This window comes from bacterium (genome assembly GCA_013360215.1).
GTDB lineage: Bacteria > CLD3 > CLD3 > SB21 > SB21 > JABWCP01.
This window is the reverse complement of record JABWCP010000002.1, coordinates 18,439-43,393: the sequence shown is the minus strand read 5'-3', so window position 1 is coordinate 43,393 and position 24,955 is coordinate 18,439. Positions and strand designations below refer to the sequence as shown.

Annotated in this window: 19 protein-coding genes and 1 other RNA gene; 2 read left to right on the top strand and 18 right to left on the bottom strand. The window is 44.0% G+C overall.

Translation table 11 applies throughout. The features are described from left to right. Nucleotides 1–2: 2 nt before the first annotated feature. From HUU58_01690 to rnpB, 12 genes are all read right to left on the bottom strand, one after another. The gene (locus HUU58_01690; GenBank protein ID NUN44367.1) at nucleotides 3–2,198 is read right to left on the bottom strand and encodes a hypothetical protein; all 2,196 of its coding nucleotides are present in this window, start codon (nucleotides 2,196–2,198) and stop codon (nucleotides 3–5) included. A gap of 10 nt (nucleotides 2,199–2,208) precedes the next feature. Further along, a complete protein-coding gene (locus tag HUU58_01685; protein NUN44366.1) occupies nucleotides 2,209–3,081 on the bottom strand; it encodes a hypothetical protein in 873 nt (290 codons plus the stop codon). Continuing rightward, the gene (locus HUU58_01680; GenBank protein NUN44365.1) at nucleotides 3,078–5,219 is read right to left on the bottom strand and encodes a serine/threonine protein kinase; all 2,142 of its coding nucleotides are present in this window, start codon (nucleotides 5,217–5,219) and stop codon (nucleotides 3,078–3,080) included. The genes HUU58_01685 and HUU58_01680 overlap by 4 nt, the downstream gene beginning before the upstream one ends. A 34-nt stretch (nucleotides 5,220–5,253) precedes the next feature. Further along, entirely contained in the window at nucleotides 5,254–5,928 is a 675-nt protein-coding gene (locus HUU58_01675; protein NUN44364.1) for a (d)CMP kinase, read from the bottom strand. 10 nt (nucleotides 5,929–5,938) lie between these two features. Further along, nucleotides 5,939–6,649, bottom strand: coding sequence for an rRNA pseudouridine synthase (locus HUU58_01670; protein NUN44363.1), 711 nt, complete (start codon nucleotides 6,647–6,649; stop codon nucleotides 5,939–5,941). Between the two features lie 6 nt (nucleotides 6,650–6,655). Then, on the bottom strand, nucleotides 6,656–7,489 hold the full coding sequence (locus tag HUU58_01665) for a hypothetical protein (GenBank protein NUN44362.1): 834 nt from the start codon (nucleotides 7,487–7,489) through the stop codon (nucleotides 6,656–6,658). Between the two features lie 6 nt (nucleotides 7,490–7,495). Next, nucleotides 7,496–8,299 carry an SMC-Scp complex subunit ScpB gene (gene scpB, locus HUU58_01660; GenBank protein ID NUN44361.1) on the bottom strand — a complete coding sequence of 268 codons (804 nt, stop codon included), beginning with the start codon at nucleotides 8,297–8,299 and terminating at the stop codon, nucleotides 7,496–7,498. A 25-nt stretch (nucleotides 8,300–8,324) separates the two neighbouring features. Beyond that, a complete protein-coding gene (locus HUU58_01655; GenBank protein ID NUN44360.1) occupies nucleotides 8,325–10,598 on the bottom strand; it encodes a segregation/condensation protein A in 2,274 nt (757 codons plus the stop codon). Between the two features lie 9 nt (nucleotides 10,599–10,607). After that, complete coding sequence (locus HUU58_01650; protein ID NUN44359.1) at nucleotides 10,608–12,047, bottom strand: aminopeptidase P N-terminal domain-containing protein; 1,440 nt, start codon at nucleotides 12,045–12,047, stop codon at nucleotides 10,608–10,610. 19 nt (nucleotides 12,048–12,066) lie between these two features. Beyond that, nucleotides 12,067–13,080 carry a tryptophan--tRNA ligase gene (gene trpS / locus HUU58_01645; GenBank protein NUN44358.1) on the bottom strand — a complete coding sequence of 338 codons (1,014 nt, stop codon included), beginning with the start codon at nucleotides 13,078–13,080 and terminating at the stop codon, nucleotides 12,067–12,069. A gap of 84 nt (nucleotides 13,081–13,164) precedes the next feature. After that, nucleotides 13,165–13,674 carry an HNH endonuclease gene (locus HUU58_01640; GenBank protein NUN44357.1) on the bottom strand — a complete coding sequence of 170 codons (510 nt, stop codon included), beginning with the start codon at nucleotides 13,672–13,674 and terminating at the stop codon, nucleotides 13,165–13,167. Between the two features lie 91 nt (nucleotides 13,675–13,765). Then, nucleotides 13,766–14,217, bottom strand: an RNA gene (rnpB, locus tag HUU58_01635) — RNase P RNA component class A. A gap of 300 nt (nucleotides 14,218–14,517) precedes the next feature. Between rnpB and HUU58_01630 the strand changes: the two genes are divergently transcribed. Continuing rightward, nucleotides 14,518–16,545, top strand: a complete 2,028-nt coding sequence (locus HUU58_01630; protein ID NUN44356.1) for a LysM peptidoglycan-binding domain-containing protein — start codon at nucleotides 14,518–14,520, stop codon at nucleotides 16,543–16,545. A gap of 56 nt (nucleotides 16,546–16,601) precedes the next feature. Here HUU58_01630 and HUU58_01625 read toward each other — a convergent pair whose 3' ends face one another. From HUU58_01625 to HUU58_01600, 6 genes are read right to left on the bottom strand one after another with little or no spacing between them, the layout of a single operon-like run. Further along, the gene (locus tag HUU58_01625; GenBank protein ID NUN44355.1) at nucleotides 16,602–17,189 is read right to left on the bottom strand and encodes a hypothetical protein; all 588 of its coding nucleotides are present in this window, start codon (nucleotides 17,187–17,189) and stop codon (nucleotides 16,602–16,604) included. A gap of 11 nt (nucleotides 17,190–17,200) precedes the next feature. Beyond that, nucleotides 17,201–20,032: a choice-of-anchor B family protein gene (locus tag HUU58_01620; GenBank protein ID NUN44354.1), complete on the bottom strand. Its 2,832-nt coding sequence runs from the start codon at nucleotides 20,030–20,032 to the stop codon at nucleotides 17,201–17,203. 35 nt (nucleotides 20,033–20,067) lie between these two features. After that, the gene (locus HUU58_01615) at nucleotides 20,068–21,315 is read right to left on the bottom strand and encodes a DUF445 domain-containing protein (GenBank protein ID NUN44353.1); all 1,248 of its coding nucleotides are present in this window, start codon (nucleotides 21,313–21,315) and stop codon (nucleotides 20,068–20,070) included. Further along, nucleotides 21,315–21,935, bottom strand: coding sequence for a dTMP kinase (gene tmk / locus HUU58_01610; GenBank protein ID NUN44352.1), 621 nt, complete (start codon nucleotides 21,933–21,935; stop codon nucleotides 21,315–21,317). Before tmk ends, HUU58_01615 begins: the two co-directional genes overlap by 1 nt. 8 nt (nucleotides 21,936–21,943) lie before the next feature. Next, a complete protein-coding gene (locus HUU58_01605; protein ID NUN44351.1) occupies nucleotides 21,944–22,693 on the bottom strand; it encodes an NAD-dependent deacylase in 750 nt (249 codons plus the stop codon). Beyond that, on the bottom strand, nucleotides 22,693–24,153 hold the full coding sequence (locus HUU58_01600) for an aminoacyl-histidine dipeptidase (GenBank protein ID NUN44350.1): 1,461 nt from the start codon (nucleotides 24,151–24,153) through the stop codon (nucleotides 22,693–22,695). Before HUU58_01600 ends, HUU58_01605 begins: the two co-directional genes overlap by 1 nt. 129 nt (nucleotides 24,154–24,282) lie before the next feature. On the opposite strand from HUU58_01600, the gene HUU58_01595 reads away from it, so the two are divergent. After that, nucleotides 24,283–24,945 (top strand): response regulator, encoded by a 663-nt coding sequence (locus HUU58_01595; GenBank protein NUN44349.1) that lies wholly within the window; start codon nucleotides 24,283–24,285, stop codon nucleotides 24,943–24,945. Nucleotides 24,946–24,955: the final 10 nt, after the last annotated feature.

The following is a 24,955-nucleotide window of genomic DNA, read 5'->3' as shown; positions in this document are numbered from 1 at the left end:
CGTTATTCAATTTTATTTTTCAAGTAATGGATCAATTCAAGGCGATCATTGAGCTGAACTTTTTCAGTTGTTCGTTTAGCGTACTGCTGCGCCGCGCGATAATATTGCTCGGCTTCGCTCCATAGCTCGATTCGTTGTGCGGCATCACCCAATAACTGATTATATTTTAGATATACCGAGCTATCGGTAATAGCCATAGGGTGTGTTTTGATGTACGAAAAAATAGAATCATATTGCGAAGTTTGATATAAATAGGAAATCAATTTATACGAAAAAATCGCATCATCTTTTTTGTCGTAATGCACTGAATACCACTCGCCGGCTTTATTTTGATCAACGGCGTCCAACCAAGAAGCGTATAGTGTACCGTTATCCGGATGCCGCATCAAGTGATCGGACCATAACGCCGCTTCGTATACGGATGTCGTTTGGTCATAGAGCGTCATAATCTCATGCGTCAAATCCATAGATTTTTGGTTTTGACCTTGGCAAAATACAATATCTGCTTTTAATAATAAAGCCCATCCTCGCATAGTATAGGATAGCGTGCTTTTATTTAATACTTCTTCGACTTTCGATAACGCAGCATCATATTTCTTTTGCTTAAAATGGATGCGTGCACGGCTCAATACCCAGCGTTCGGGCGACGTCCCTGTTGATATAATCTGCTCTGTAAGCTTAAGTGCATTATCCCATTCTTTCATCTCAATTGACGTGTAATATTCTTTTTGCAAATCAGCAACATAATGCGGGCACCGTCTTCTGAATATTGAAGGCTGTAATAGCGTAGTCGCAATGCGAAGGTCAAGCGAATCAAGTTCGATCGTATTTAAAAAAAACTTCCATCGTTCCTGGAGTGTATCCAATGGCAGTTCGTAAACATCTTTAAAATCTTCCGAAGCATACACGCGGTGTATATTTTGAATGGGATATTGATCTACGAGAAATCGTACAAATGAGCCTGAAACGGTATAAGCCAAACCGGATGAACTGCTCCAAAAACCCATCGGTTCCATCAAGGCGGTAATGTCCGGCAGTTTGTTTAGTTTGTATAGCGCAGCGGACCATTCATGCGGCGTTAATTGCGATTCATCCCAAGCCGCGGCTACAGCAAGCCCTTCCAGCATGCCGGGTTTGGTAGTACTATAAAGCGGATGCCCAAACGAAGACGCCAGCACGTGTACCGCTTCATGTTTTATTGTGAATTCAGCATCATCAGAATTGACATGGACCTCATTACGCCATACTTTGGCGAAATTTGTTCCCCCGGCACCCATGAGTATTTTTTTTGTTTGCGCATCGGGATAGATGAATATTTTAACTTTAGCTGGATTGATATTAAGCCAATCCGTGACCTGTTTTATTCTCGCACTGACATAACGTGTTACAAATTTGGAAGTCGTATCACTATAAATTGTAAGTCGTTCATCATCGTACACCACATTCAATTTTTGTTCGAGCGTCGCATAGGATGTGTCCCAGCCCCAGTTATCGCGCCAATAAAATAGGCCCGTAATGACCAACCATACTGCAGCCATCAAAGAAATAAATTTCTTGTAAGTAATAGTGTTATTCAATTTTCGTGTGATTAAATCACCGGATATAAAAATGGCAAACGCGAACCCCAATGAGAATAAACGATGAAATACAAGTGTGTCCGTCAATGGAATCCATTCGTCGTAGATCGGACCTGCAAAATAGCCCCACCAAATGCTATAAACGAAAATCGGCGCGGTGAAAAGCAACCAAATCAGATTTAGGATCAAGGTGAATAACAGGATTATCGCCACCCCCAACCAAGGCCTTCTTTGGATAAAAAAGCGACAGACATATCCAAGGGTAAGACCTATCCAACTCCCTACAAAGGGAAGTAAAAAATACAAACCAAAAGTACGATACCAATGCAAATGATGACCGGCAATCATCGCAATCGAAATGATGACAAAATCAAAAAAAATGATCGGCAACAGCAACCGATTAACGGTTCGTAAGACGCCGGAATGATAGCTAGTATTGGAATGTGCCCTTTCCGTGCTCATCCAAACGGCGAAGAAAATGACATTAATAATGTTTAATGTCTCAGCAAATTCATAATCCAAATCGGATGTTAAAGGTATAAATGCCATCATCGCGGGTGCGACGATCCGTAATATTAGCATTGACCCGCGAAGTTTATTGGATAGCCAAAAACTAAACATGTATTTCCTTTTAACGGCTCAACACGGTTGACTCGATGGCTTGTACAATACGCAGATAACGGCGATCATCAAGATAGATCGGCGCGTAAACAGACCAACGGTGTGTTCGCTTGCCCATCTGAATCTTCAATTCGTAAAAGCTAGGATACTTATCCTGCATGGCTTTATTATCATCAAGACGCCAAACATCGTTTGCTTCCAAAACCTGCCAAAGGTACAAATATTTTCCCACATCCAATGTGTATACACTCAGACTATCTTGATGTACACGGATCATATTATTGTTCGAATAGATCGAAAAATTTGTTTCTGTGTTTCTTGAGTTTACATGATCGCGAAGTGACAAATCAATACGCGAGTTTTCCGCCGATAAAGAAATGCCGGGATACGTCTCTTCAAACATCATTTCTATATAAGCAGTCAGCTTTTTGGCTGAAGATTGATCCGATTTACCAAATAACCGCCAATCATAACTCTTTCCCGAATGTCTTAGATTGATGTTAACGATTTTCCCGTCGGATTGTCCATACACGTTGGACGGCTTTATCGTATTGTGTAAATCACCCACACACTCTAATAAATCAGAAAACTGAGACGAATTCAGGAATAATGTATCACCGGTGGATTGACGTAACATATGCGCTTCACGGTAATCCAAAATGCCTGATTCTTTTGCCGTTCTGGCAATATACATCAGGCCTATCAAACTGTCGCGGGGATTGGTCTCAAAAACAAGACGTACGTGGAAGGCATGAGCGGGATTGTTGATCGCGTATTCCAACCGAAACCCGTCGCGAATAATTTTGATATTTTTCTCGCATCCCAAACCCGATATAAGCCATAGAATGCAAACTAAAGCGACGAATCGGTTATTAGAAATCACGGTTCAAACTTATGTACAAGCTCGGTCGTAAAGTCAGGCCTTACCCTTACCGTGATTTCGTGATATTTTTTAAATGACGGGTGCGTCAATCGTACTTTATAAAAACCGGGTTTCAATTCGCGCTTGACCGGCGTTTTGTAGTCACCGTCACGTACAGTATTAAGAAATATTTCGGCACCGGGCGGATCGCTAACCAAATTGAGATACCCGTTCGGGTTTGCAAAAACTACACGCACAGTAGCCGTATCGCCTTTGACAGCGCGGAAATTCATCAATCGTTTTTCATTGCGCAATACCGCTCGTAATTTATGCGAATTGGCAAGCAAATCATTTACAATAACCGGTGTTTTACCTGCCGACTCCTCCGATCCGTCTAAGTACACGTCCGCGCCTGTGGGATTACTTTCAAAGCGCACGGATGTCCATTGCGCTTTGAGGGAATCTGTCAGTACAAGCACCGAATCCGGTTCCACGCGCAAAGTTTTGACCAAATCGTCATAACCATCGGCTTTAATTGTTAATACTTGATTTCCGACCGGCAAGACATACGAATTATTTCTATAATTTTTCTGAACTCGTCTTCCATTCACCATAAGATAACTTTGTTCCGGAAAAACTTGATCCAGTGAAACGGTACCGCGTTGTTTTTCTAATGACTGCTCCACATACGTCAGACGTTTTTTTCCAAGCGCAATGTCGCGTTTACGCGAAATAAAATCCTCACGTGAAAAAATCAACGTATAGCGACCTCCGGGGAAAATCAAACTGTCTATCGGCGTAAATCCCAAGAACTTACCGTAGCTTGTTTCCACTTTGACCATATCCGGCGATGAGCGAATAGTAACAAAAGAAGTATCACTTCCCGGCGGTATTTCGACCGGTAACGGTTTAAGGTGAACTTCTATGTTTTTCTGTTCCCCTTTTCCGAAAATCACCGCGGTTTCGTACGACTCGTAATGATCGCGCTTTACCGTAATGCGGCGTTCACCGACCCCCACGCTATCGAGACGAAACAATGAACTTTGCGGGGTATAACGATCACCGTCAATCATAATTTCGGCATCGGGTACATTGAGATTCATGATCAATGAAGCGGGGCCTTTTTCGCTCAAAGAACGTGCCATACGGCTAAACTCAAATCCGCCGGACCATGTGATAAGCAACAAAATCGTAGCTAATGTCGCCCAACCAAACGAAACCATGCCGACATATCGGTTTTCAAAAAATCTTACGATTTCTGTTTTTTTATCGGCAGACGGCGGTGCACTTTTAGAAATAGTCGTCCGGTGGCCGCCCGATGATAATTGCTTTTTGGTCGCCTCTAGCGCTTTGGCAAATTCGGTCCCGGATTGATAACGCTCTCCCGGGCCTTTGGCGATTGCCCGCATGACGATAGGATTGATGATCTCCGGTACATTGAGGTTGACCATGCTGGGCGGCATGGGATTTTCGCTGACCACGCGATACATGATCTCCGTTAGATTTTTTCCCGGAAAAGCTTTTTCGCGAGTAAGCAATTCGTAAAAAACGGCACCTAAAGCGAAGATGTCTGTCCGATGGTCTACCGATTTGCCGGTTATCTGTTCCGGTGACATATATCCGGGCGTTCCTAAAATCGTACCGATCACCGTCGTACTGGACGTGGTGATTTTAGCAATGCCGAAATCCATGATTTTAGGAATATCTTCCGATGTGAGGATGATATTGCCGGGCTTGATATCGCGATGTATAATATCATGTTTATGGGCATAGTCTAAACCATGCGCGAGCTGGATCAGGATATCAAGAATCTGCTCAACCGTAAGGGTTTCGTTGTTTTCAATGACGGATTCCAATGTCCGGCCATCCACATACTCCATCGCCATATACGATACGCCATTTTCTTCTTCGGCGTCATAGATGGTAACAATATTCGGATGAGTCAGTTTACCCGCAAATTTGGCTTCGTGCACAAAACGATCCTTGAGTTGCTGGATCATTTCATCGGTCATCCCTTCACGAAATTGCAACATTTTCAAAGCTACGACACGGTCAATACGCGTATCCACAGCTTTAAAAACTTTAGCCATGGCCCCTTCACCCAAAAGGCTGAGTATCTGATACCTTCCGATTTTTTCAGGGTAGGATTCGTTTGTCATAGGCTCATTAGAATAAATTCAAAAAAAATCAGAATTATTGCTTACCAAATCGGTTTTCGATATGTGCGATGATGGCCTGTATTTGTTCATCCAAGGTCATGAGTGAATTGTCTATTACGATCGCGTCGGGAGGTTGCCGCAAAGGCGCTTCGGCGCGAGTCATATCGGCGTGATCGCGTTTTTGTATATCTTCGATCATTTTGGGCAAATCCCATTCATCGGTATCCGCCATTTCTTTCAAACGTCGGCGTGCGCGTTCTTCGACTTTGGCCGTCATATAAAATTTGATATCCGCATTGGGAAAAACCACCGTTCCGATGTCACGCCCATCTACGACGTAACCGCCCTGGTTACCGATATGTTGCTGTTGTTGCCGCAAAAAAGTTCGTACCTCGGCTATCGCCGAAACGGCGCTGACATGGCGTGTTACTTCGGGTGATCGGATACCTTCGGACACATCCCAACCATTGAGAAAGGTTTGCTGGCGTCCGTCTTTGTAATCAATATGCAGTGTGATGTCCGGCAACATCGTAATGATTTTTTCAGGATCGGTCGGAAAAATACCGTGATGTATGGCTTGCAATGTTATCGCTCGGTACATAGCGCCGGTATCAAGATAACAATAACCAAGCCGCTTAGCTAATAATTTAGCGGTCGTGCTTTTTCCGCTTCCCGCGGGACCGTCTAATGTGATCAGTAATTTTTTCACTTCACTATGACTATTTTTTTATCAAACCCGTGGCCTTTTTTAACGCCAACACCTCAGCCGGTTTGAGATTACGCCACTGTCCGTATTTGAGTTTACCCAGCTGTATAGGACCGTACTGCGAGCGGTGCAGCTCCCTCACTTTATAGCCCAGTTTACGAAACATGCGCTTGACTTGTTTGTTTTTACCCTCGTGGATGGTAATTTTGACAAGCTCTTTTCCCAATTTTTCGGCTTTACACGGTGCTGTTTTACCGTCAATCAGCACGACGCCCCGGCGCAATTGCTGCAACTCCGATTCGCCGATTTTTTTATTGAGCAAAGCGATGTATGTTTTTTCAATGCCAAACTTGGGATGGGCCAGACGAAAAGCCAATTCACCGTCGTTGGTCAATAGCAGAAGTCCGGTCGTATCGAAATCAAGTCGGCCGACGGGATACACACGTTCCGTAATTTTGACTAGATCCACGACCGAATCACGGCCCCGCTCATCTTTGACGGTGGTTACATACCGCAGCGGTTTGTGCAGGATAATGTACACATCTTTTTCTTTGATCGAAAGAAGTTGACCGTCCACTTCGACACGATCTAACGCCTCATCCACCTGATAAGATAAATCCGTAACAGCTTGTCCGTTGACAGTAACACGCCCTTCGCCGATGATTTCGTCACAACTGCGGCGACTGGCGACCCCCGCCGTAGCCATAAATTTATTAAGTCGCATCATAATTTAAAATTCGTCCGCTGCAATTTTTTTCTTCTCGATCACGGGTTCCGCGATGATGGCGCCGGTGTCCATCAGCGTCGGTAACTCCGGTTTGATCTGCAAAGCTGTTTTAAACGTATCCTGCCACCGTACACTCAGTTCAGACACCTCACCGGGTTCGCGAATTGCTTTGAGATGGACCAGGCACTCGTTGACTATTTCTTTTTGATTATCGGCATCAAATGGCGCACCGAAATACATACCGAAAGGATAACGCACCAGTAATGTACGCGGCGACTTAACGTTTTGCGCGATGGCTTTTACCGCGCCGATAGTTATCGTCGTAATATCGTTTTCCTCCAGAAATCGTGCGATCATCCCCGCTGTTTGATGCCCCAAAGGGCCTCCCGGCGTTACCAAAACAACATCCACCAATTGTTTTTGGAGTAATTTCAGTATTTTGGGCATACAATCTTCAATAAACAACCGCGGATCTCTGACTTCGCCCATCACGCTGTAGTGGGTTTCCGCTAGACCGCCGATACGTTTTTCGGATACCATCTCTTGTAAACGATGGATAGGAAACACGCTATTGATATCCACCCCGGCCGACCCGAATAGATCCATGTAACGATGGGACACTCGAACAGTTTCCTGGGTAACGGAATTGGGAATTTCACGAAATGAGACATCCGGTATCTCATCTTCAAAAGAAAACGGTTTTTGCGTTTTCCACATATAAAGTCCCGCCGTAGTGATAATCGCAATGCGCACTTCGGAAAGATCTTTAGACAAATGCTTCCATGGGATGTCCTGATTGACGATCCAAGCCTGGTCATTTAAATAATCAAAATTCATCGCCTCTCACTTCAAATGATCTTCGGGATTAAAATTATTTTCTTTAAGCATCGTATCGATTTCAGCGAATTCTTGAGACAGCCCTTCGTTCTTCGCTGTTTCGTCAGCCGTTTTAGCCGCCGCTTCCGCCGCTTTTTTATCGGCAAAATCAAATTCCAGCGTCTCGGCAAACTCTTTATCTTCTTTGATGATGTCTTCGATCTCTTTGAGTTTGGGAAGTTCATTGATGGCATCCAAACCGAAATGCTCCAAGAACGGCTTGGTCGTGCCGAAAAGTAAAGGTTTTCCCGGTGCATCTTCACGACCCACCACCGTGATTAAATTTTTTTCCATCAGTGAACGCAATGTCCAATCGGCGTTTACCCCTCGGATACGTTCAATCTCCGCACGTGAAATTGGTTGGCGATACGCCACAATTGCCAGCACTTCGAGCGAAGATTGGGATAATTTTTTTTCCGCTTTTGATTTGAAAAGTCGACTAACCCATTTGTCATACTGCGGATGGGTGGCGTATTGATAACCGCCGGCGATTTTGATAATTCGCAACGGTAAATTGTTGGCCTGATAATGTTTATTGATCTCATCTATCACTTGTCGAACTAACGAAGCCTGAACGTAATCTTTTTGAATACACTCCAAAAGACGATCCATCGGCAAAGGTTCCGTCGATGCAAAAATAATGGACTCAACTACATTTTGAAGCGGCAATCCGTCCACAATACGCGGATCCGCAGGGACCTCCGATGTCTCGGTATCAATCTGTACTTCCGTGGGTTCCAAGTTGGATTCGTTTTGATTCTGTTCTTCCATAATCTTTTTAATAACCTATCATCTATCATTTTCCAAAAAAACGTTTGACAAAAGATACTATTTTCCGAACAAATACCGTTATAATAGACGGTTTTTCCATTTCATCAAGCGATGGTTTTTCTCCGTTTGTTACGGTGCGGCTAAGAGTCGCATCGGCGGTTTCATGCTGTTCAGTCAAGGGTTTGCTTGCATCATCTTCCATTTTAGCTGAGACAACAGACGCGCCATCAGTTCTTGGTTCGTCTTGTGAAACGAGCGGTTTTACTAAATCCGGTTGAATCGTTTCATAGTTTTGATTGTGAATCGCCTCAATGATATGAACAGGATCGGTGTTCTGTGATGGTTCCGACGCAGCACGTTCAATCACATCCTCGGAGGTTAATTCATTTTCGTGAATAGCTTGAATATCCGTCGTCGAAACATCGTTTGCGCGAATTAATGCGGGTTCATCTTCCCCGACTGGTATTATCGTATCTGATTCAGTTTGATCTGTTTTACTATTATTGCCGATTTCGTTTGAACTAACCTGCGATGGTGTTTGATCAACATCGTCTGCATTTGTTTCAGCCGTCGCAACGATCAGCTCATTCGTTGGCGCAATCACTTTATCTTCAGTGTCTGATAGAGCCGCATTATCCGTGATTGTATCCACCGATTCGGCATCAGAATTATTTACATTGACTTGCGATTCGGCGATTACTGTTCTGATACGCTCGACGGGAACGGGCTCTGTTATCGTTTGGTCTTCTGTCGTGGTTGCTAAAAAAACGGCATCATCGGTTACATTTTCATCAACAGTCACTTCGGTTATTGAGGCGGTTAAATCCGTTGCGATCGTATCATCGGCTGCATTTACTATTGTACGATCCAATGATTCCGTTTCTTCGTTTGAAAACTCGTCACCGTGTGAATCAATATTTTCCGTTTTAACATGGCTTATTTCAGACTGATTTTGTGCGGAAGAAATATTTTCCGATGGTACTTGGGTATAAAAATCAGCTTCCGTTGATTCATTCACCGATACAGATATTGTTTCATCTGAAGACAAATTCGATTGAGTTTTTTCAACTGAATGAATGTTTTCATTTGAAAGTGAATTTAAATTTTCTTCGGCTGTTGCGTCTATAATTTCATCATTTTCGGAATCAGCAAACGCCTCAGAAGTATCTGTATATTCCGTTTGCGGTTGTTCTTCGACTTGGGGAATCGCAACGAAGGCTTCGTTATTTATAATTTCTTCATTCAATCCAACCGTTTCCGCATCGGTTTTCGCTTCATCGGTAACACCCTCAATATTCATATCAACTGTGGCTTGTTCGACTTCTTGCACCGGGTCATCCGTTTGCGCCATATCAATGCGGTCGTTTGCTAATTCGCTATCGGGCGATGTGGCGGCCTCAGTTAATGACGAATCCAAAGCCGTATCTTCGGATTCATTCACCGCAAACGTTGTATCGTCAGATGAAACTTCATTCAACACAGCCGCATCGGACGGTGTGAGAACAGTTTCTTCGTTTAAAGGTATCGGCTGTTTCGTTTCGGATTCGTCGGCGCGTAACTCATCGGGAATTTCATCCGTATATGCGGACGCTTTGTAAATCCATATATCATCAAAAAGGGTGGTTTGGCGTGCTGCGATTTCTCCTTTTTTAACGAGATCCAGCAAGGCTAAAAATGTAACTACCACCTCAATCTTGCTCATATCCTCGACGAGTTCCAGAAACGTGTACATATTGCGATCACGGAAAAAATCCATGATGTATTCCTGCTGTTCTTCGACCGTAACATTGAGACGTTCCACGTTGTGATAAATGACAGCCGGCTTTTTGGCCATTGCATTTTTATAAGCCGTCAAAAGATCAAAAAAGGAGATATCTTTTAAACCAACAGCTTCTTCGGTTTGCTGAGGGATCAGATCAAAATTGAAATAGCTCCGGCGATATACGGAGCGCCAATACTCATCCAGCTCGGCCAATGATTTGGAAGCTTCTTTAAACTGGCGGTATTCGACAAGCCGGCGTGATAATTCCTGGCGCGGATCGATCAGTTCCTCTTCTTCTTCGGTCGTCGGATCCGGTGGTAACATCATTTTGGCCTTGATACGCATCAACGTAGCGGCCATCAGAATAAACTCACCCGCAATGTCCAGATTGAGCGTACGCATCAAATGCAGGTATTCGAGATACTGCTTGGTGATGTATGCGATAGGAATATCGTATATATTCAGTTCGTCCTTACGAACGAAGAATAACAATAAATCCAAAGGGCCTTCAAATTGTTCTAACTTTACACGATACACGATGCGCCCTCAATTATTATCCAACGGTACATTACCAACACCCTTTTTCTTCATAAGTTTTTCGATGTCTTCTATTTTGCGGGGTACACGCTCAGACAGATTGATATTGCCGCTTTCGGTGACCAAAATATCATCTTCGATGCGAATACCGATATTCCACCATTTTTTATCGCACGGTGCATTTTCAGGGATATAAATACCCGGTTCTACCGTCGTAAAAAAACCCGGAACGAACGGCCTGTCATACGACTGCGGATCGTGTACGTCCAGTCCGATCGAATGCATATAGCCGTGCACGGTATATTTTTTTGCATCTTTGCGATCCTGAATCAACCCGATTTCCAAAAGACCATCTTCCAATGTTTTGGTAATGGCATCCGCTACTTCACGGTAAGGTACATTCGGTTTAATGCGGTCAATACCGGCTTGTTGAGCTTTGAGCACGATATTGTAAATGATGGCTTGTTCTTTGGTAAATTTGCCGTTGACCGGATACGAACGCGTCACATCGGCGGAATAACCGTGGTATTCGGAGGCCATATCTACGAGCAATACGTCACCATCTTTCATTTGACGACGATCGGTCGTATAGTGAAGAATAATACTGTTTTCGGCCGAACCGCAGATACTACCATAACCTTCGTATTCCGCACCCAGGCGCGTAAAGACATATTCACCGACCGCCTTGATTTCAAACTCTTTTTGCCCCGGTTCGCAGCTTTTCATCATTTGCAAATGGGCGTCGTTGGTTATCTCAATGGATTTTTTAAGTAAGACGATTTCTTCTTCTGTTTTTACGGCACGCAGTTCGCCGATCAACGGTTCCACATTGATAAAATCCGCCGAATTCATATATCCCAAAAGGCTTCGGGGATTATTACGAAAATCCGTAAACGCCGTCGTCATGTTACGCAGCGTCTTAGTGTCATATTGCTCACGTAAATTAAAACAATACACATTTTCCAATTTCGAAGCAGTCTGCTGTTGGAGTAAAATTTTGTTTAACTGCGTGCTGAATTCATCATTGGTAAACGCCGTATCAATGCCGAGAATTTTCTGTGTGCCGTCGGTACCCATGCGACGTCCGTTATATACTTCATAGCGGTAATCTCGTTTGGGCACAAACATAACCGTCGAATATGTTTTTCCGCCGACAACCCAACCCTCCGGCAAATAAATCAATGCCGCATTGGGTTCACGGAAACCGGTCAGATAATAGAAATTGCTCTCGGGTTTATATTGATAATACGTATCGTTGCTGCGAAGGCGTTCTTCCGACGAAAAAAGCACGGCGATGCTGTGGGGTTTCATTTTCTGAGCCAACGCCTCGCGACGTCCTTTGTGAAACTGCGGTGAAAGCCAATCGTTGTCGTAATCTTTGTACGGTTGGATCTGATCCTGCGCACACAGTGTACTTATGCTGAGTATCCAAAACAAAACGTAACGCATAGTTTTTTCCTTTCGTGCGTTAATCAAGTTTCATAGCTCGGCGAACCGAAACCATCGTATCGGACGCGATAGCACGGGCTTTGTCGGAGCCCTCGGATATTATTTTTTCGACCGCATGGAGATCCGATACCAATTCGGCGCGTTTTTGGCGCATAGGTTCTAAACGTTGAGATAGTTTTTGTCCAAGATTTTTTTTGCATGCGACGCATCCCAATTCGCCGGTTGTACATCCCAATGCAATGCCCTGCGTTTCGTCGGTATTAAACACTTTGTGATAGCTATAAACCGAACAAACTTCCGGACGGCCGGGATCATTTTTACGCAGCTTTTGAGGATCGGTGACCATTTTTCGCACCTGCGATTCGATTGTTGCGTCATCATCAGAAAGATAAATACAATTTCCGAGGCTTTTGCTCATTTTGGCGTTACCGTCAATACCCGGAAGCCGCGGTGTGACCGTCAACTTGTGTTGGGGCTCCGGGAACTGAAAACCGGATGCGCTGTATAAAAAATTGAAGCGGCGTGCGATTTCACGACATAGTTCGATATGCGGTACCTGATCCTCACCGACGGGTACGGTATCCGCTTGATATACCAATATATCCGCAGTTTGCAAAACAGGATACCCGAGATGGCCGAAATCAATGCGCATCATTTGTTCGTCTTGCGTCGTTTCGATAAGTCCCATATCGCGCGCTTGTTCTTTGACAGCGGGATTGCGGATCAACCAAGGCGTTGGTGTGATCATCGAAAAAAGCAAATGCAGCTCCGCGTGTTCTTTGACGCGGGACTGTTGCATGATAATACTTTTTTGCGGATCGATACCGGCGGAAATCCAATCAATAGCCGTTTCGAGTATGTAGTTTCGAAGTGAAGCGGTGTCTTTGTAGCCGGTCGTCAGTGCATGCCAATCAACAATGCCGTAAACGGTTTGATACGAGTCCTGAAATTTGACCCAATTTTCCAATGCTCCGACCAAATGTCCCAGATGCAATTTCCCTGTCGGGCGCATTCCGCTGAAAATTCTCGGCATACAACCTTTCGTCCGTTTGAGAAATCGGCTTTCGAAGCCGGTTACACTGTCGCCGCGCCTGTGTAATGTGTGATAACAAGCGCATCATGACATAAAAAGATATTGTTTCCAGTTATCATAGTGGCCGCTCGCATGCCCTTGGATAAAACTGAGCGGGTGCGGCCTGCGGGGTGTTGTCATCAGCACCATCCGCGCTTCGTCCGGGGTGCGATCCCCTTTCTTATTATTGCACGTGATACACGCGGTGACCAGATTTTCCCACGCATCTTTGCCGCCGCGCACTTTCGGTAAAATATGATCTACCGTCATCGCGTCGGTACGTGTTCCGCAGTATTGGCACTGGTAATTATCCCGTTTCAAAATATTTTTTCGGGACAACATTATGCCTTTACGTTTTTTGTAAACGAAACTCATCAGTCGTACGATGCTCGGGAACGGGTACTCGTGCGAAACCGAACGAATACTTCGCCCTTCGGCAATTTCGATGATCTCCGCCTTGCCCAAAAAAACCAGAACAAACGCCTTTTTCACATGACATATCGTCATCGGCTCATAATTCTGATTGAGCACCAAAACGTGTCCATTAAGTGCCATACCTTCACCACACTCACTTTCGAAGCCGGTTTAATACATGACCTTAACAACCGCGCAAGATAAAGCAAAAACTCTATTCAATCAAATAAAAATTGAAAAGCAGATCGTAAGCCGAATTCTGTTCGTACGCCGAAGCATACGGATGATCATTTATCTTTTCCGGCAAGCCGGAAATCCCGTTCACGGCATCATGACCGGCATGATACCATGCGACGGAATGCGATCTACCCGAAGAAGCTCTTGCGAATCAGGCAGGCGGCCCGCCCCTTGCGGGACTTCTTCTTATTTGATCTTGCTCCCGGAAGGGTTTAGCATGGCGCCGCTTGCGCAAACACCACGTGCGCTCTTACCGCACGGTTTCACCCTTACCACACCATCGGCGTGGCGGTTTATTTTCTGTTCCACTATCCGTTGATCACCGCTTTCGCGATCATCACCCGACCTTGCATTTCTTGGAAATCTCGGCCAGTTCCGCGCCTTAAGGAGTTCGGACTTTCCTTTCCGTTATCACTACGATACGGAACGATCATCGCATCTGCTTTTCATGCTTTCAAAGAACTTTTTGAGACGAATCAATATATGATATTTTGATGCATTAACAATCGCTTTGTTAAGCATTGTCAAAATATCTCACCTTGATAAGTCTTTCAAAAACAAAGCGGTGTTCGTTAAACTTTGGTTGACAATACTTATCCTATGCTTTATATTGCCGCGGTTTAAAAATGTATATTTAAGGAGTTTGTAATGCTACGCGTTTTTAATTTTTGTATTATGATGTTGAGCTTTGTTATTTTGATATCGCTTGCCTCCTGTTCCTCTGCTAAAGAAGCAACTTCGTCCCCTATGAGTTCTGTCGTTTCGGTTCGCGATAGTTTGACGATGAAAGATACTGTCAAACCTGAGATCAATGAACAACCGGTTCAGTTTTTAGAATTGACTCCGGCGGTTTCAGGGCTTAGTAACGGTTCCGTCGAAGATACTACAGCTATAGCATCCGTTAAGGCTAATTATAGTTTGGCGCTCAAAGCCTGGTATGTTGATCAAAATGCATCGCTTGCCAAATCGTATTATCAAAAAGCCATTGACGCGTTAGTCGCCTGGGGCGATGTATTGGCTAAACAAGAAACAACCGATGACAATGCCAATAATCTTTTCGATCCCAATATTGACTTATCTGAAGCCGCTCCTGCGGATGACACTAAAACTGAAAATGAAGAAAATGGCACCAATGGAAAAATGGATTACCCCAATTGGTTAGCCTCAGGCATCATCGATCAGTACAAAAATCTGCTTGAAATCCAAAATGAATACAAAGAGGATTCGTTCCAACAAACCGTGATAAGCCGGTTGGTATTTTATGATATCGGTTTGAGCGGAAGTAATTCCATCGGTACGATCAAAGCACCGATCGCCAAGGGTCACGCCATGGATTTTATTCCGATCAATATTGATAACGAGCGGATTCGTAAGTTTACGGACTACCTCACCAAAAATGGCGGCGCAAACATCAAATATCTATATCGCAAATTTGGCCGCGATGCCGACTTGATTCGCACGATCATTCGTGAAGAAGGTGTTCCCGACGATATGATATACCTTGCGATGATCGAAAGCGGATATAGCGCACAGGCGCGTTCGCACGCTCACGCTGTCGGGCATTGGCAGTTTGTCAAAAAAACAGCTACCGGTTATGGGATGAATGTTGACTGGTGGGTTGACGATCGCCGGGACTTATACGTTTCCACGCGTTATGCCTTCAAATACCTCAAGGATCTGTTTAATGAGTTTGGCGACTGGTATTTGGCATTAGCCGCTTATAACGCCGGATCGGGTCGTATATATAATGCAATGAAGAAAAATAATACACGCGATTATTGGGAAATGACCAAATTACCTAGGGAAACACGTAACTATGTTCCCTATTTTATAGCCGCTACACAGATCGTTCGCGACCCGGCTAAATACGGTATTGCCTTGGAAACCGAATCGGCTGCACGCATGGATACGGTAACTGTGACCGAATGTCTTGATCTGGAGATTATCGCGCAATGCGTCAACTCGACACCGGACAGTATTCGCGACCTCAACCCTGCACTTCTTCGTTGGTGTACACCTCCGACAGTTCCAAACTATCTGTTGAAAATTCCCTTTGGAACACGTACTGCATTTCTTGAAAATTATGCCAAAATTCCACAAGACAAGAAACGCTCATGGGTACGCTATCAGGTCAAGTACGGCGAAACCTTGTCCGGAATTGCCAATCGTTATGGGACGGACGTCAAAGCCATACAACAGGCCAATCAGTTAAAAAGCAGTGTTAACTTAACGACGGGCCAATGGATTCTTATCCCGGTGGCGCCCAAATCGTATGTAGCTACCAAAGAGCCTACACCTGTCCGAAATACACCCGTGGCAAATACTTCCAATCAAACTAAGACTACTAATGCGGGTGGTACCGGTAAAACCAATACCAACTGGATGGCAGGAAAGAAGAAATTGACTTTTAAAGTCGAAGCCGGTCAGACATTAGGTCATATTGCCGAGTGGTATAATATCACCGCGCAAAACATTCGCGACTGGAACGGGCTTTATTACGGCGATCCGATATTCCCTGGCCAGGTATTGACGCTTTATATTGATCAGTATATGCCGGACGAGGGTTATCGTAACGCTACCAATAAACGCACCAAAGAAGTGACGGCCGAAGAGCCGGGAATGAAAATATATGTCGTGCAGGATAACGATAATCTGATCAGCATTGCAAAAATGTTTAATGTAGAAGTGTCCAACATCAAACGATGGAATAAACTTTCTTCCAATACCATTAAGGTCGGCGACAAACTAAAAATCTACCTCAATGACAAACAGTAAAATACCGGCCTTCTACATAGAGCTTTTTTTTATTATGGAGTCGTTTTTAGTAGATACTAATTGGCCTTTTTTAGCGCTTCTATTTTAACGGCCAATTCACCTATACCAACATCAGATTGTATATCGGCTGTGAAATTAGGATCCAGTACTTGTACAGCAGCCAGGCTTGATACAAAATCACCCATCATAAAATAATTTTCTGCTTTCATTGCTTTAAGATCCGATGCTCCGATATTTCCGGCATACGGAAATGACCAGGTTGGCTTAAGGCTGAGTGCCGTCATTAATTTTTCATTGGAACTTGAAAACTGACGCCGTGCATTTTCGCAAAAAGACCAACCGGCATAAAAGTCAACATCCTTACCGACTTTGGTTGATCCTGTTGTAAAAGTTTGACCGGCTTTATTCAAACTGTCCATTTTCATCAATGCCCATCCGGCGCCCGTATATACATCGGCCGAATCCGGATATTTCTTTATGGCATCGACAAATGTTTGATACGAAGAGTCGTAATAAGTTTGGCTAAATAAAATCCATCCTTCCGACATAAATTCGGCATACGAATTCGGTGATGTATCTTCCACATCCACATCGCACGACATCGCGGTAAGAACTACTAATAATGAATATATTATACGTTTCATGTTGTCTCCCCTTATTTGATCAGAAGCATTTTTTTACTAAACACGGACTTGCCGGTATTCACACGGTATATATATATCCCCGTGCTCACCCGTTGCCCGGTTTCATTAGTTCCATCCCAAGTAACGCGATGGTAGCCTGAAGTTTTCGGTCCATCCCATAATGTTTTTATTTTTTGGCCAAGTGCATTGTAAACCGCCAACGTCAACCTATCAGAATTATTTTCCAAAGTAAAGGCTATAGTCGTTTCCGGATTAAACGGATTGGGAAAGTTTTGTTTTAGATCAAATGATTTCACAATCAACGATTCGTCACCGCTCGTCGGATCGTATTGCAATTTAAATCGGCCTAACGAGGAGGTGTTTGTCCGTATTATATTTTCATTGGCCAGTACATGTGATTCTAGTTTGATCCACTGTCCATTTTCTTCGCGAAGAATAAACCATTTTTTAGGCTGTTCATTAGTTAAAGCGGGCAACTTGAATTGAAGTTGCAGTGGCGCAGTATAGTTGATATCCGGTCCAAACGCGTAAATTCGTTCGGCTTCTTCATTTTTTTCTATCGAACATGTAAAAAACATATCGGTTGTCACAGCACTACCCGGAATCATCAATACGGAAGCCCCGTCTTCAGTAGTTAAACGGTTATCCGAACTTGGTTTGGCCAAAGTAGCCGTGAGATAACGTAATTTTGTAGAATCTTGATTTCTGAATGAAATCCCACGTGTTTGGATTGTGTATGTTCCGCTTTGTTTAAGCTGATAACTACCGGAATAAGTATTCGTAGTTCCGGGTAACGAACTGAGTGCGACCGTCGTCGTATCGTTGGTTCGCCACACCCTTACACTGGGCGAATTGATCAAAGCAATATTCGTATTCACTACAACATTGACATATTGGGGAAGAATTGAATTCTGATACAAGGCTGTAACCAAATTTAATGCAATTGGATTTACAACAACTGAAACCTCATTTGACAAACGACTCACAAGACCGTCCACATCCACAACGCTGACAGCAAAATAATACATTTGCCCGTTCGTAAGATTGAATATCGTTTGTACTGTATCGGCTTGCGTAGAAACGCTGTCTACTTGTGTCGTCGGATTGGGTGAAGTGCCCGCGAATATACGATATCGCAGGAAATCACTATCGTTGGTTTTAAGCCAGCGCAACGTTGCCTGAGCGCTATCCGATTGCAAACTCAAAATCGTCGTGGCGGCAGGTTTTTTGTTGGGAATAAACGTACTTACCTCAGGAGAAAAATCGCTTACCTGGCCGTCCCAATACACGGCTTTTACTCTAAAGTAATATGTTCCGCCAACTGTAAGCGTTGAATACAAACGCACCGTATCCCGCGCATCAATGACGGAATCCATCTGCGCTGTAGGATTAGGCGACGTCCCGTAATAAATTCTATATTTGATTATGTCATCCGGTGCGATGACATTCCATGTCAAAGTTGCAATGCCACTATCTCCGATGGCTGTAATCATAGAAGGTGGATCAAGAGGCAGCGGTGTCATCGTAAAGTTATAAGTAGAGGTGCTATTTAACGGTACTGTAGTATTATGGTATGCCGTGCGGTATCCCGATTTGCGAAGCCTTACGGTTGTTGCACCACGCAGAGCTGAAAAACTATATTGCCCGGAGACATCCGTCATACGCGTTTGGGTATCCTCAAGTAAGGCGACCTTGACCCCTGCTAAAGGTAGGTCCGTGTTTATGTCCTTGATAGTACCATTGATTTGCCCAGTTTCTTTACCGCTAAAGCTGGTCATGATCAAGCCCCGTACCATATCGGAGATCGCAATGTTACCCGAAGGAAAAAAAGGAAAAACACCCCACGCACCGGTAAAATTCGCCGAATTATCCGCATCATATGTATCGTATGCACCGGCGACAGGCAAGGTCGAAATGTTATTTAGATCCCAAATTCGTACGCCTTCGGTATAGTAGGAAGCATAGGCATAACGCCCTTTGACGTAAACATTGTGAACGATGGCCGTCGTACCAAAATCTTTGACTTGCGAGATATTCGTATTGTTTGGAATTCCATCGCGCAGAGTTGAAATATTCCAAATTCGTAAACGACCTGCCGGGCTTGAAGTTTCATCCGTAGTGAAAAGATAATTTCCGTCGTCAGATAATGCGGTATTGTGACTAAATGCATTAGGATAAGTAAACTGATGAATGGTACGTGGCTTAGATTTAACTTTTGTGTCAATGACATAAATAATGCCCTGAAAAATCGAAGCAGCGTAGATCGTATCATTGCGTACATAGCAGTCATGTACATAATTTTCCGCCCAGTTCCCCACTTCCACTGGATTTCTTGGATCCGCTAAACTGACGATTTTAATTCCACCTATATCTTTGCCGCCGGGGACACCTTGTGTCACATTACCACCGGTTAGATAAGCATACCCGTCACGCACTTGTAGTGCGTGTGTTCTGAAATAATTTGGTGTTGTCCAGTTTTGAACTAATGAGGCCGAGGCCGGCAATTGAGATAAATCAATTACCTGCAAACCGTTACCACCTTCAGATACGACATAAGCATATTTATCCCAAACCTGAACTTCATGCCATGACGAACTGGGGGCAGGAATGTATGCGATTTCAGTGGGAGATGCGGGATTGGTAACATTGATTATCGCTGTGCCGTTGAAACATCCCACGATAGCATATTCATTTCCCAGTGAGTCAACATACCCCCAGAGGTTAGCATAGTTGCTTCCGTGATCGTCTTTTTGACTCAAGAACGTCATATTTGTTTGTGCGACAATGACGCCTGAGAAAAAACTTAACAGAAAAACTAGCCCGGCCACGTAAAGTTTTTGCATAACAGATCTTTCGCTTTTGTTATTAATAACGAAATCTATCCGATAATTAAACGAAACAAACCAATAAGAATTCCAATCACAAAACCGGCTACGGCACCGTTGACACGAATCCACTGCATATCATCATATGTTCGCGAGCGGAATTGATCACGTATCTCCTGCACAGATAATTTATTGATGTTATAGGTCACCAATTCCGCAATCTTACCGTGATGCGCTTGCAGCATATCGGACGCTATTTCAGTAAAACGGGTGTTGACGGCTACCTGTAAGCTACGATCTGATTCTAACATAAAAATGGTATTTTGCCAAATGTTTTTTAACAGTTCATCTATTTTTTTTCCGCTATCCGTTTCACTATCCAATAATGATTTTAATTTTACTTTGATCCCTGGTATGTATTGTTTCAAATCTGTTTCACCTATAAACTCTTGTATCCATGTGTCCCATGTATTGTTATCTTGACCCTTAAGCGCTTGTTTCCATACCGAGGCGCGTTTTATTATTTCCAGGCGTAGTTCATGATTTTCATCGGCAGCTATGGATCTCAATATAGATGTCACTTTGGTAATGATGCGTTCAGTTAATTCGCCAGCGTCAAAGAATAACTTGGAAAAAAAACCTTGTTCTCTTTCAATATTATCGCGCAAGAGTTCATACACGGTTTGTGAAGTCATGGTATCGGCTATTTTTTCAGGCGCGTGATCAAGTAAGCGGTGAAGAACTTTAGTAAATTGTTCGTCCGGTACAGAGTGCCCCAAAAAATGCATCGGTTTGATATTTTTTAATCCTTCGCGCAATAACATTTCAAAATATGAATCCGATCCAGGCGAATCCAGCCATTGAATAATTCGTGCGCGTCCCCAATTGATAAAACGATCCAACTCACCGTTCTGCTCAATTTTTTTTAAATGAACGGCTAATGCCGATGCGGCATCAAATGAGCTTAACCAGCCGGTTATACTGTCCTTGGATAACCATTCTTCTGCGACTAATTTACCGGCGCCTTCAGCAATAGATTTCTGTTTTCGCGGAATAATACCGGAAGCCGGCACAATACGAAAGCGACCAATCTTGATTTCATCAAAAATCATCTTTACAGCTAGCCAATCGGCTGCTCCGCCCACTGTACCAGCTTCAAAACCGGACTGCAGAATAAATACCAGCATCGGTGAAAAATGAGGATATGAAGCCGCGATAAAAAAACACGCCAACAGTCCGGTCACCATAATACCCAGCGACAATTCGCCTTTGTAGTGCTCGATTTTTTTCAAAGGGATCATTATGATGACTTCGTTCTATCGCGGAGAGTAAGAAAATCTTGGTATATGAGATTAGATAGACGATCTATATTTTGATCTCCATCCAGACGTAATACGCGTCCGGATTCTTTTTCGGCGAGAGCTAAGTATCCTTGACGAACGTATTCAAAAAAATCCCGCCCTTCGTTTTCCATTCGATCTTTCTGCGACGCAATGCGTCGTTTCTGGCTTTCATCCCACGAAATATCGATCAGGTAGGTGCGATCCGGTGAAAGGCCTTGTGTAGCGATATGGTTAGCTGCGTGGATCAGCGACAAATCAATTTTTCGCCCATATCCTTGGTAGGCCGTCGTCGAATCAAAAAAACGGTCAATTAACACGACATGTCCTTCGGCCAACGAAGGTCTGATCTTTTCCGCTAAGATCTGGGCTCGCGCCGCTTCGTAGAGTAATAATTCCGTAACCGGATCAATGACGCTTTCGGTAGATAACAAAATTTGACGTATTTTTTCGGATACGGCAGTACCTCCCGGATCACGCATAGCGATGACCGGCAGTCCCTCGGCTTCGATACGCATTTGCAAACGTCGAATCTGGGTGGATTTACCGCAGCCGTCAATACCTTCGAACGAAATAAAAATACCACGATTCATGTGCGTGATTCCATAAAATGGCCGGTTACTTTTTCAAATAGTTGTGACAAAATAGGCCCCGACGCGCCTTGAAGGTGGTATGCGGCTTGTTCGGAGATAGGCGTCGTTTCAGGGTTGATATCAATCAATAGTGCCCCCGATTGTCGCGCATGTATCGGCAACCCGGCCGCCGGATATACGACACCGCTGGTACCGATACATAAAAAAACATCCGTGTTTGATGCCGCTTGCATAGACTGTTCAAAAATTTTTTCGGGTAATAATTCTCCAAACCAAACCACGTCCGGCCTTACATAGCCACCGCATCTGGGACATAGCGGCGGTATATCATCCGTATCCAATGGATGTTCTACAATTTTATCATCCGTAAAACACTTAGTTCGAAAAATATTACCATGAAGTTCCAATACACGTGTACTGCCGGCTATGGTGTGTAAGTTATCTATATTTTGAGTGATTGTCGTCACTTCAAAATGTTTTTCCAGTTTGGAAATCACGTAATGACCCGCGTTGGGTTTAGCCGCTGCGATCATTTGACGTCGCATCGCGTACCATTCCCATACCATTTTGGGATTACGTTTAAATGCCTGAGGGGTGGCTAATTCTTCCGGTTTAAAATGCGCCCATAGACCGCTTTGTGCGTCCCGAAATGTCGGAACACCGCTCTCGGCGGACATCCCGGCGCCCGTGAAAAAAACCCAACGCTTAGCTTGTTGCAGACGGCGAATAAGCGCTTCATCTATCATTACGCGATGGTCTCCAACAGCTTTTGTACCGCAGTATAAAATGGTTTTACGGTCGGTATGTGGAGACCTTCATCCGGCGAGTGAACGTTACGAAGGGTCGGCCCAAAAGAAATCATATCCATATCGGTAAATTTTTCACCGATAATACCGCACTCCAAACCGGCATGAATAGCCGTTACCTTTGGATTTTTACCGTAAATTTCTTTGAAAACTTTTTTGGTCATTGCCAGAAGCTTCGACTGTGGATTGGGTTTCCATCCCGGATATCCGTCGGTTTCTTTCACCGTTGCATGCGTCAACGAACAAATGGCGCCAACTTGATCTAAAATGTCTCGTTTTTCCTCTTCGATCGCACTGCGATGGCTGGAGCCTATTATGATCTCTTTTTCGTGTGTTTCTATTGTTGCGAGATTGACGGATGTTTCGACAAGACCATCAACATCTTTGCTCATAGCTTGTACGCCGTTGGGCAATGATTTCAAAAGCCGGATCAGCTCAACAGAACGCGAGCGTTTAATTGTAGTAAACTGAGCAATGGGCGCTTCTTTAAAAATAATTTTCAGGTCCGGATCGGTACTCTGATATTTCGCACTGAGGTAATTATGCATTTTTTGTACGCGTACTTTAAATGCACCGATATCTTCCTTGCGTACGGCTATATGTGCAGCGGCGTCACGCGGAATGGCATTACGTACGGTTCCGCCTTTGATGTCCGATAATTTAAATTTGAACTCTTTGGTTAATTCGTACAACACGCGTGTCAAAATTTTATTCGCATTAGCCCGGCCCAAAATAATATCCATACCGGAATGTCCACCGACACCACCTTCTATGGCGATAAGACAGCGCGCTTCATTTTCTTTAGCCGGTTTACGTTTGATCGGAAAATGAATAACACCGTCTTTCCCCCCTGAACAACCGATGAATAGCACACCTTCATCTTCCGAATCGAGATTGAGTAAATAACGTCCTTTGAGCATGGAAGGTTCCAATTTCAATGCGCCAGTAAGACCGGTTTCTTCATCAACGGTAAATAGTAATTCTAACGCCCCATGTTTCATGGTCGTGTCTTCAAGTATGGCCAGCATTGTCGCTACGGCAATTCCGTTATCCGCGCCAAGCGTCGTGCCGGTTGCTTTGACCCATTCTCCGTCAATGCGGGGTTTGATCGGATCGTTATCAAAATCAATTTGAGTATCTGGCGTTTTTTGGCAAACCATATCCAAATGCCCTTGGAGAACAACAACCGGTTTATTCTCATAACCGGGAGCGGCCGGTTTACGAATGACAATATTCCCTGCGGCGTCTTCACTCCAGTCCGAATTGAGTTTTTGTGCTACTCCCTTAATATACGCTCGGATTTTTTCTTCCTTTTTCGAAGGGCGTGGGACTTGAGTTATTTCATAAAAATAATCAAAAACGCGTTTAGGCTCGAGATCTTTTAATACATGATCAGACATATTTCTTCTCCGTTATACATATGATTAACCGCACGGCAAGTTAGGTTATTCGACTAAAAATTCCAATATGGAAATTCGTTTTGCTTATATGCATTGCGGTAATTACTTTAAAAAAAAGGAAGGACGCCGATGAAACTCAAAAAAATACTGATCGTTGACAATGATCCCGCGTCATTAGTTAATTTATCCGCTATGGTGGAAAAAGCCGGTTTTACCCCTGTCGGCTTCCAGAAACCAACCTTGGCGATGGAGTTTATCGAAAAACCGGACAATCATGATATTCGCATGATCATCGCAGAGATGAATATCCCCGGCTCTGACGGTTTTACGTTCCTTAAAGCCATACAAAAAAAACCGCATCTCAAACTGATGCCATTTCTTTTCTTGTCCGAGCTCCAAGATACAGCCGTGCTGGTGAATGCCTACGAACAAGGTGCTGTTGATTATTTCATCAAACCGATTCGCAAAGAATCGTTATTTATTGCCAAAATCAAATCCATGGTGGACGCATTTGAGCGCACACTCCAAAGCGCCAACACGTTATTAAGCGGCCAACTGAGCGATAAACCATTAGTGGAATTACTGGCGGTATGTGAAAACGAATCCTTAAACGGCTACTTACGAATCAAACACGCCGATGGGATCGGAGTGATCACGTTTGTGAAAGGCCTACCGGAAAAAATGGCTATCGTGGATGCACAGCAAAAAATCATTAAAAGTGAATCGGAAGCTTTTGAAGCCATGTCGGATTGGTCGGAGGGTGAATTTTTGATACGACGTGGAAACATCTGATAGAGGTACG

Excerpts from the sequence above, each read along its gene's own strand:
- HUU58_01600 (NUN44350.1), bottom strand. The coding sequence starts at position 24,153 with ATGTCTGATCATGTATTAAAAGATCTCGAGCCTAAACGCGTTTTTGAT.
- HUU58_01605 (NUN44351.1), bottom strand. The coding sequence starts at position 22,693 with ATGATAGATGAAGCGCTTATTCGCCGTCTGCAACAAGCTAAGCGTTGG.
- HUU58_01690 (NUN44367.1), bottom strand. The coding sequence starts at position 2,198 with ATGTTTAGTTTTTGGCTATCCAATAAACTTCGCGGGTCAATGCTAATA.
- HUU58_01650 (NUN44359.1), bottom strand. The coding sequence starts at position 12,047 with ATGCGTTACGTTTTGTTTTGGATACTCAGCATAAGTACACTGTGTGCG.
- HUU58_01665 (NUN44362.1), bottom strand. The coding sequence starts at position 7,489 with ATGAATTTTGATTATTTAAATGACCAGGCTTGGATCGTCAATCAGGAC.
- HUU58_01680 (NUN44365.1), bottom strand. The coding sequence starts at position 5,219 with ATGACAAACGAATCCTACCCTGAAAAAATCGGAAGGTATCAGATACTC.
- scpB (NUN44361.1), bottom strand. The coding sequence starts at position 8,299 with ATGGAAGAACAGAATCAAAACGAATCCAACTTGGAACCCACGGAAGTA.
- HUU58_01625 (NUN44355.1), bottom strand. The coding sequence starts at position 17,189 with ATGAAACGTATAATATATTCATTATTAGTAGTTCTTACCGCGATGTCG.
- HUU58_01640 (NUN44357.1), bottom strand. The coding sequence starts at position 13,674 with ATGGCACTTAATGGACACGTTTTGGTGCTCAATCAGAATTATGAGCCG.
- HUU58_01670 (NUN44363.1), bottom strand. The coding sequence starts at position 6,649 with ATGCGACTTAATAAATTTATGGCTACGGCGGGGGTCGCCAGTCGCCGC.
- HUU58_01620 (NUN44354.1), bottom strand. The coding sequence starts at position 20,032 with ATGCAAAAACTTTACGTGGCCGGGCTAGTTTTTCTGTTAAGTTTTTTC.
- HUU58_01630 (NUN44356.1), top strand. The coding sequence starts at position 14,518 with ATGAGTTCTGTCGTTTCGGTTCGCGATAGTTTGACGATGAAAGATACT.
- trpS (NUN44358.1), bottom strand. The coding sequence starts at position 13,080 with ATGCCGAGAATTTTCAGCGGAATGCGCCCGACAGGGAAATTGCATCTG.
- HUU58_01595 (NUN44349.1), top strand. The coding sequence starts at position 24,283 with ATGAAACTCAAAAAAATACTGATCGTTGACAATGATCCCGCGTCATTA.
- HUU58_01615 (NUN44353.1), bottom strand. The coding sequence starts at position 21,315 with ATGATCCCTTTGAAAAAAATCGAGCACTACAAAGGCGAATTGTCGCTG.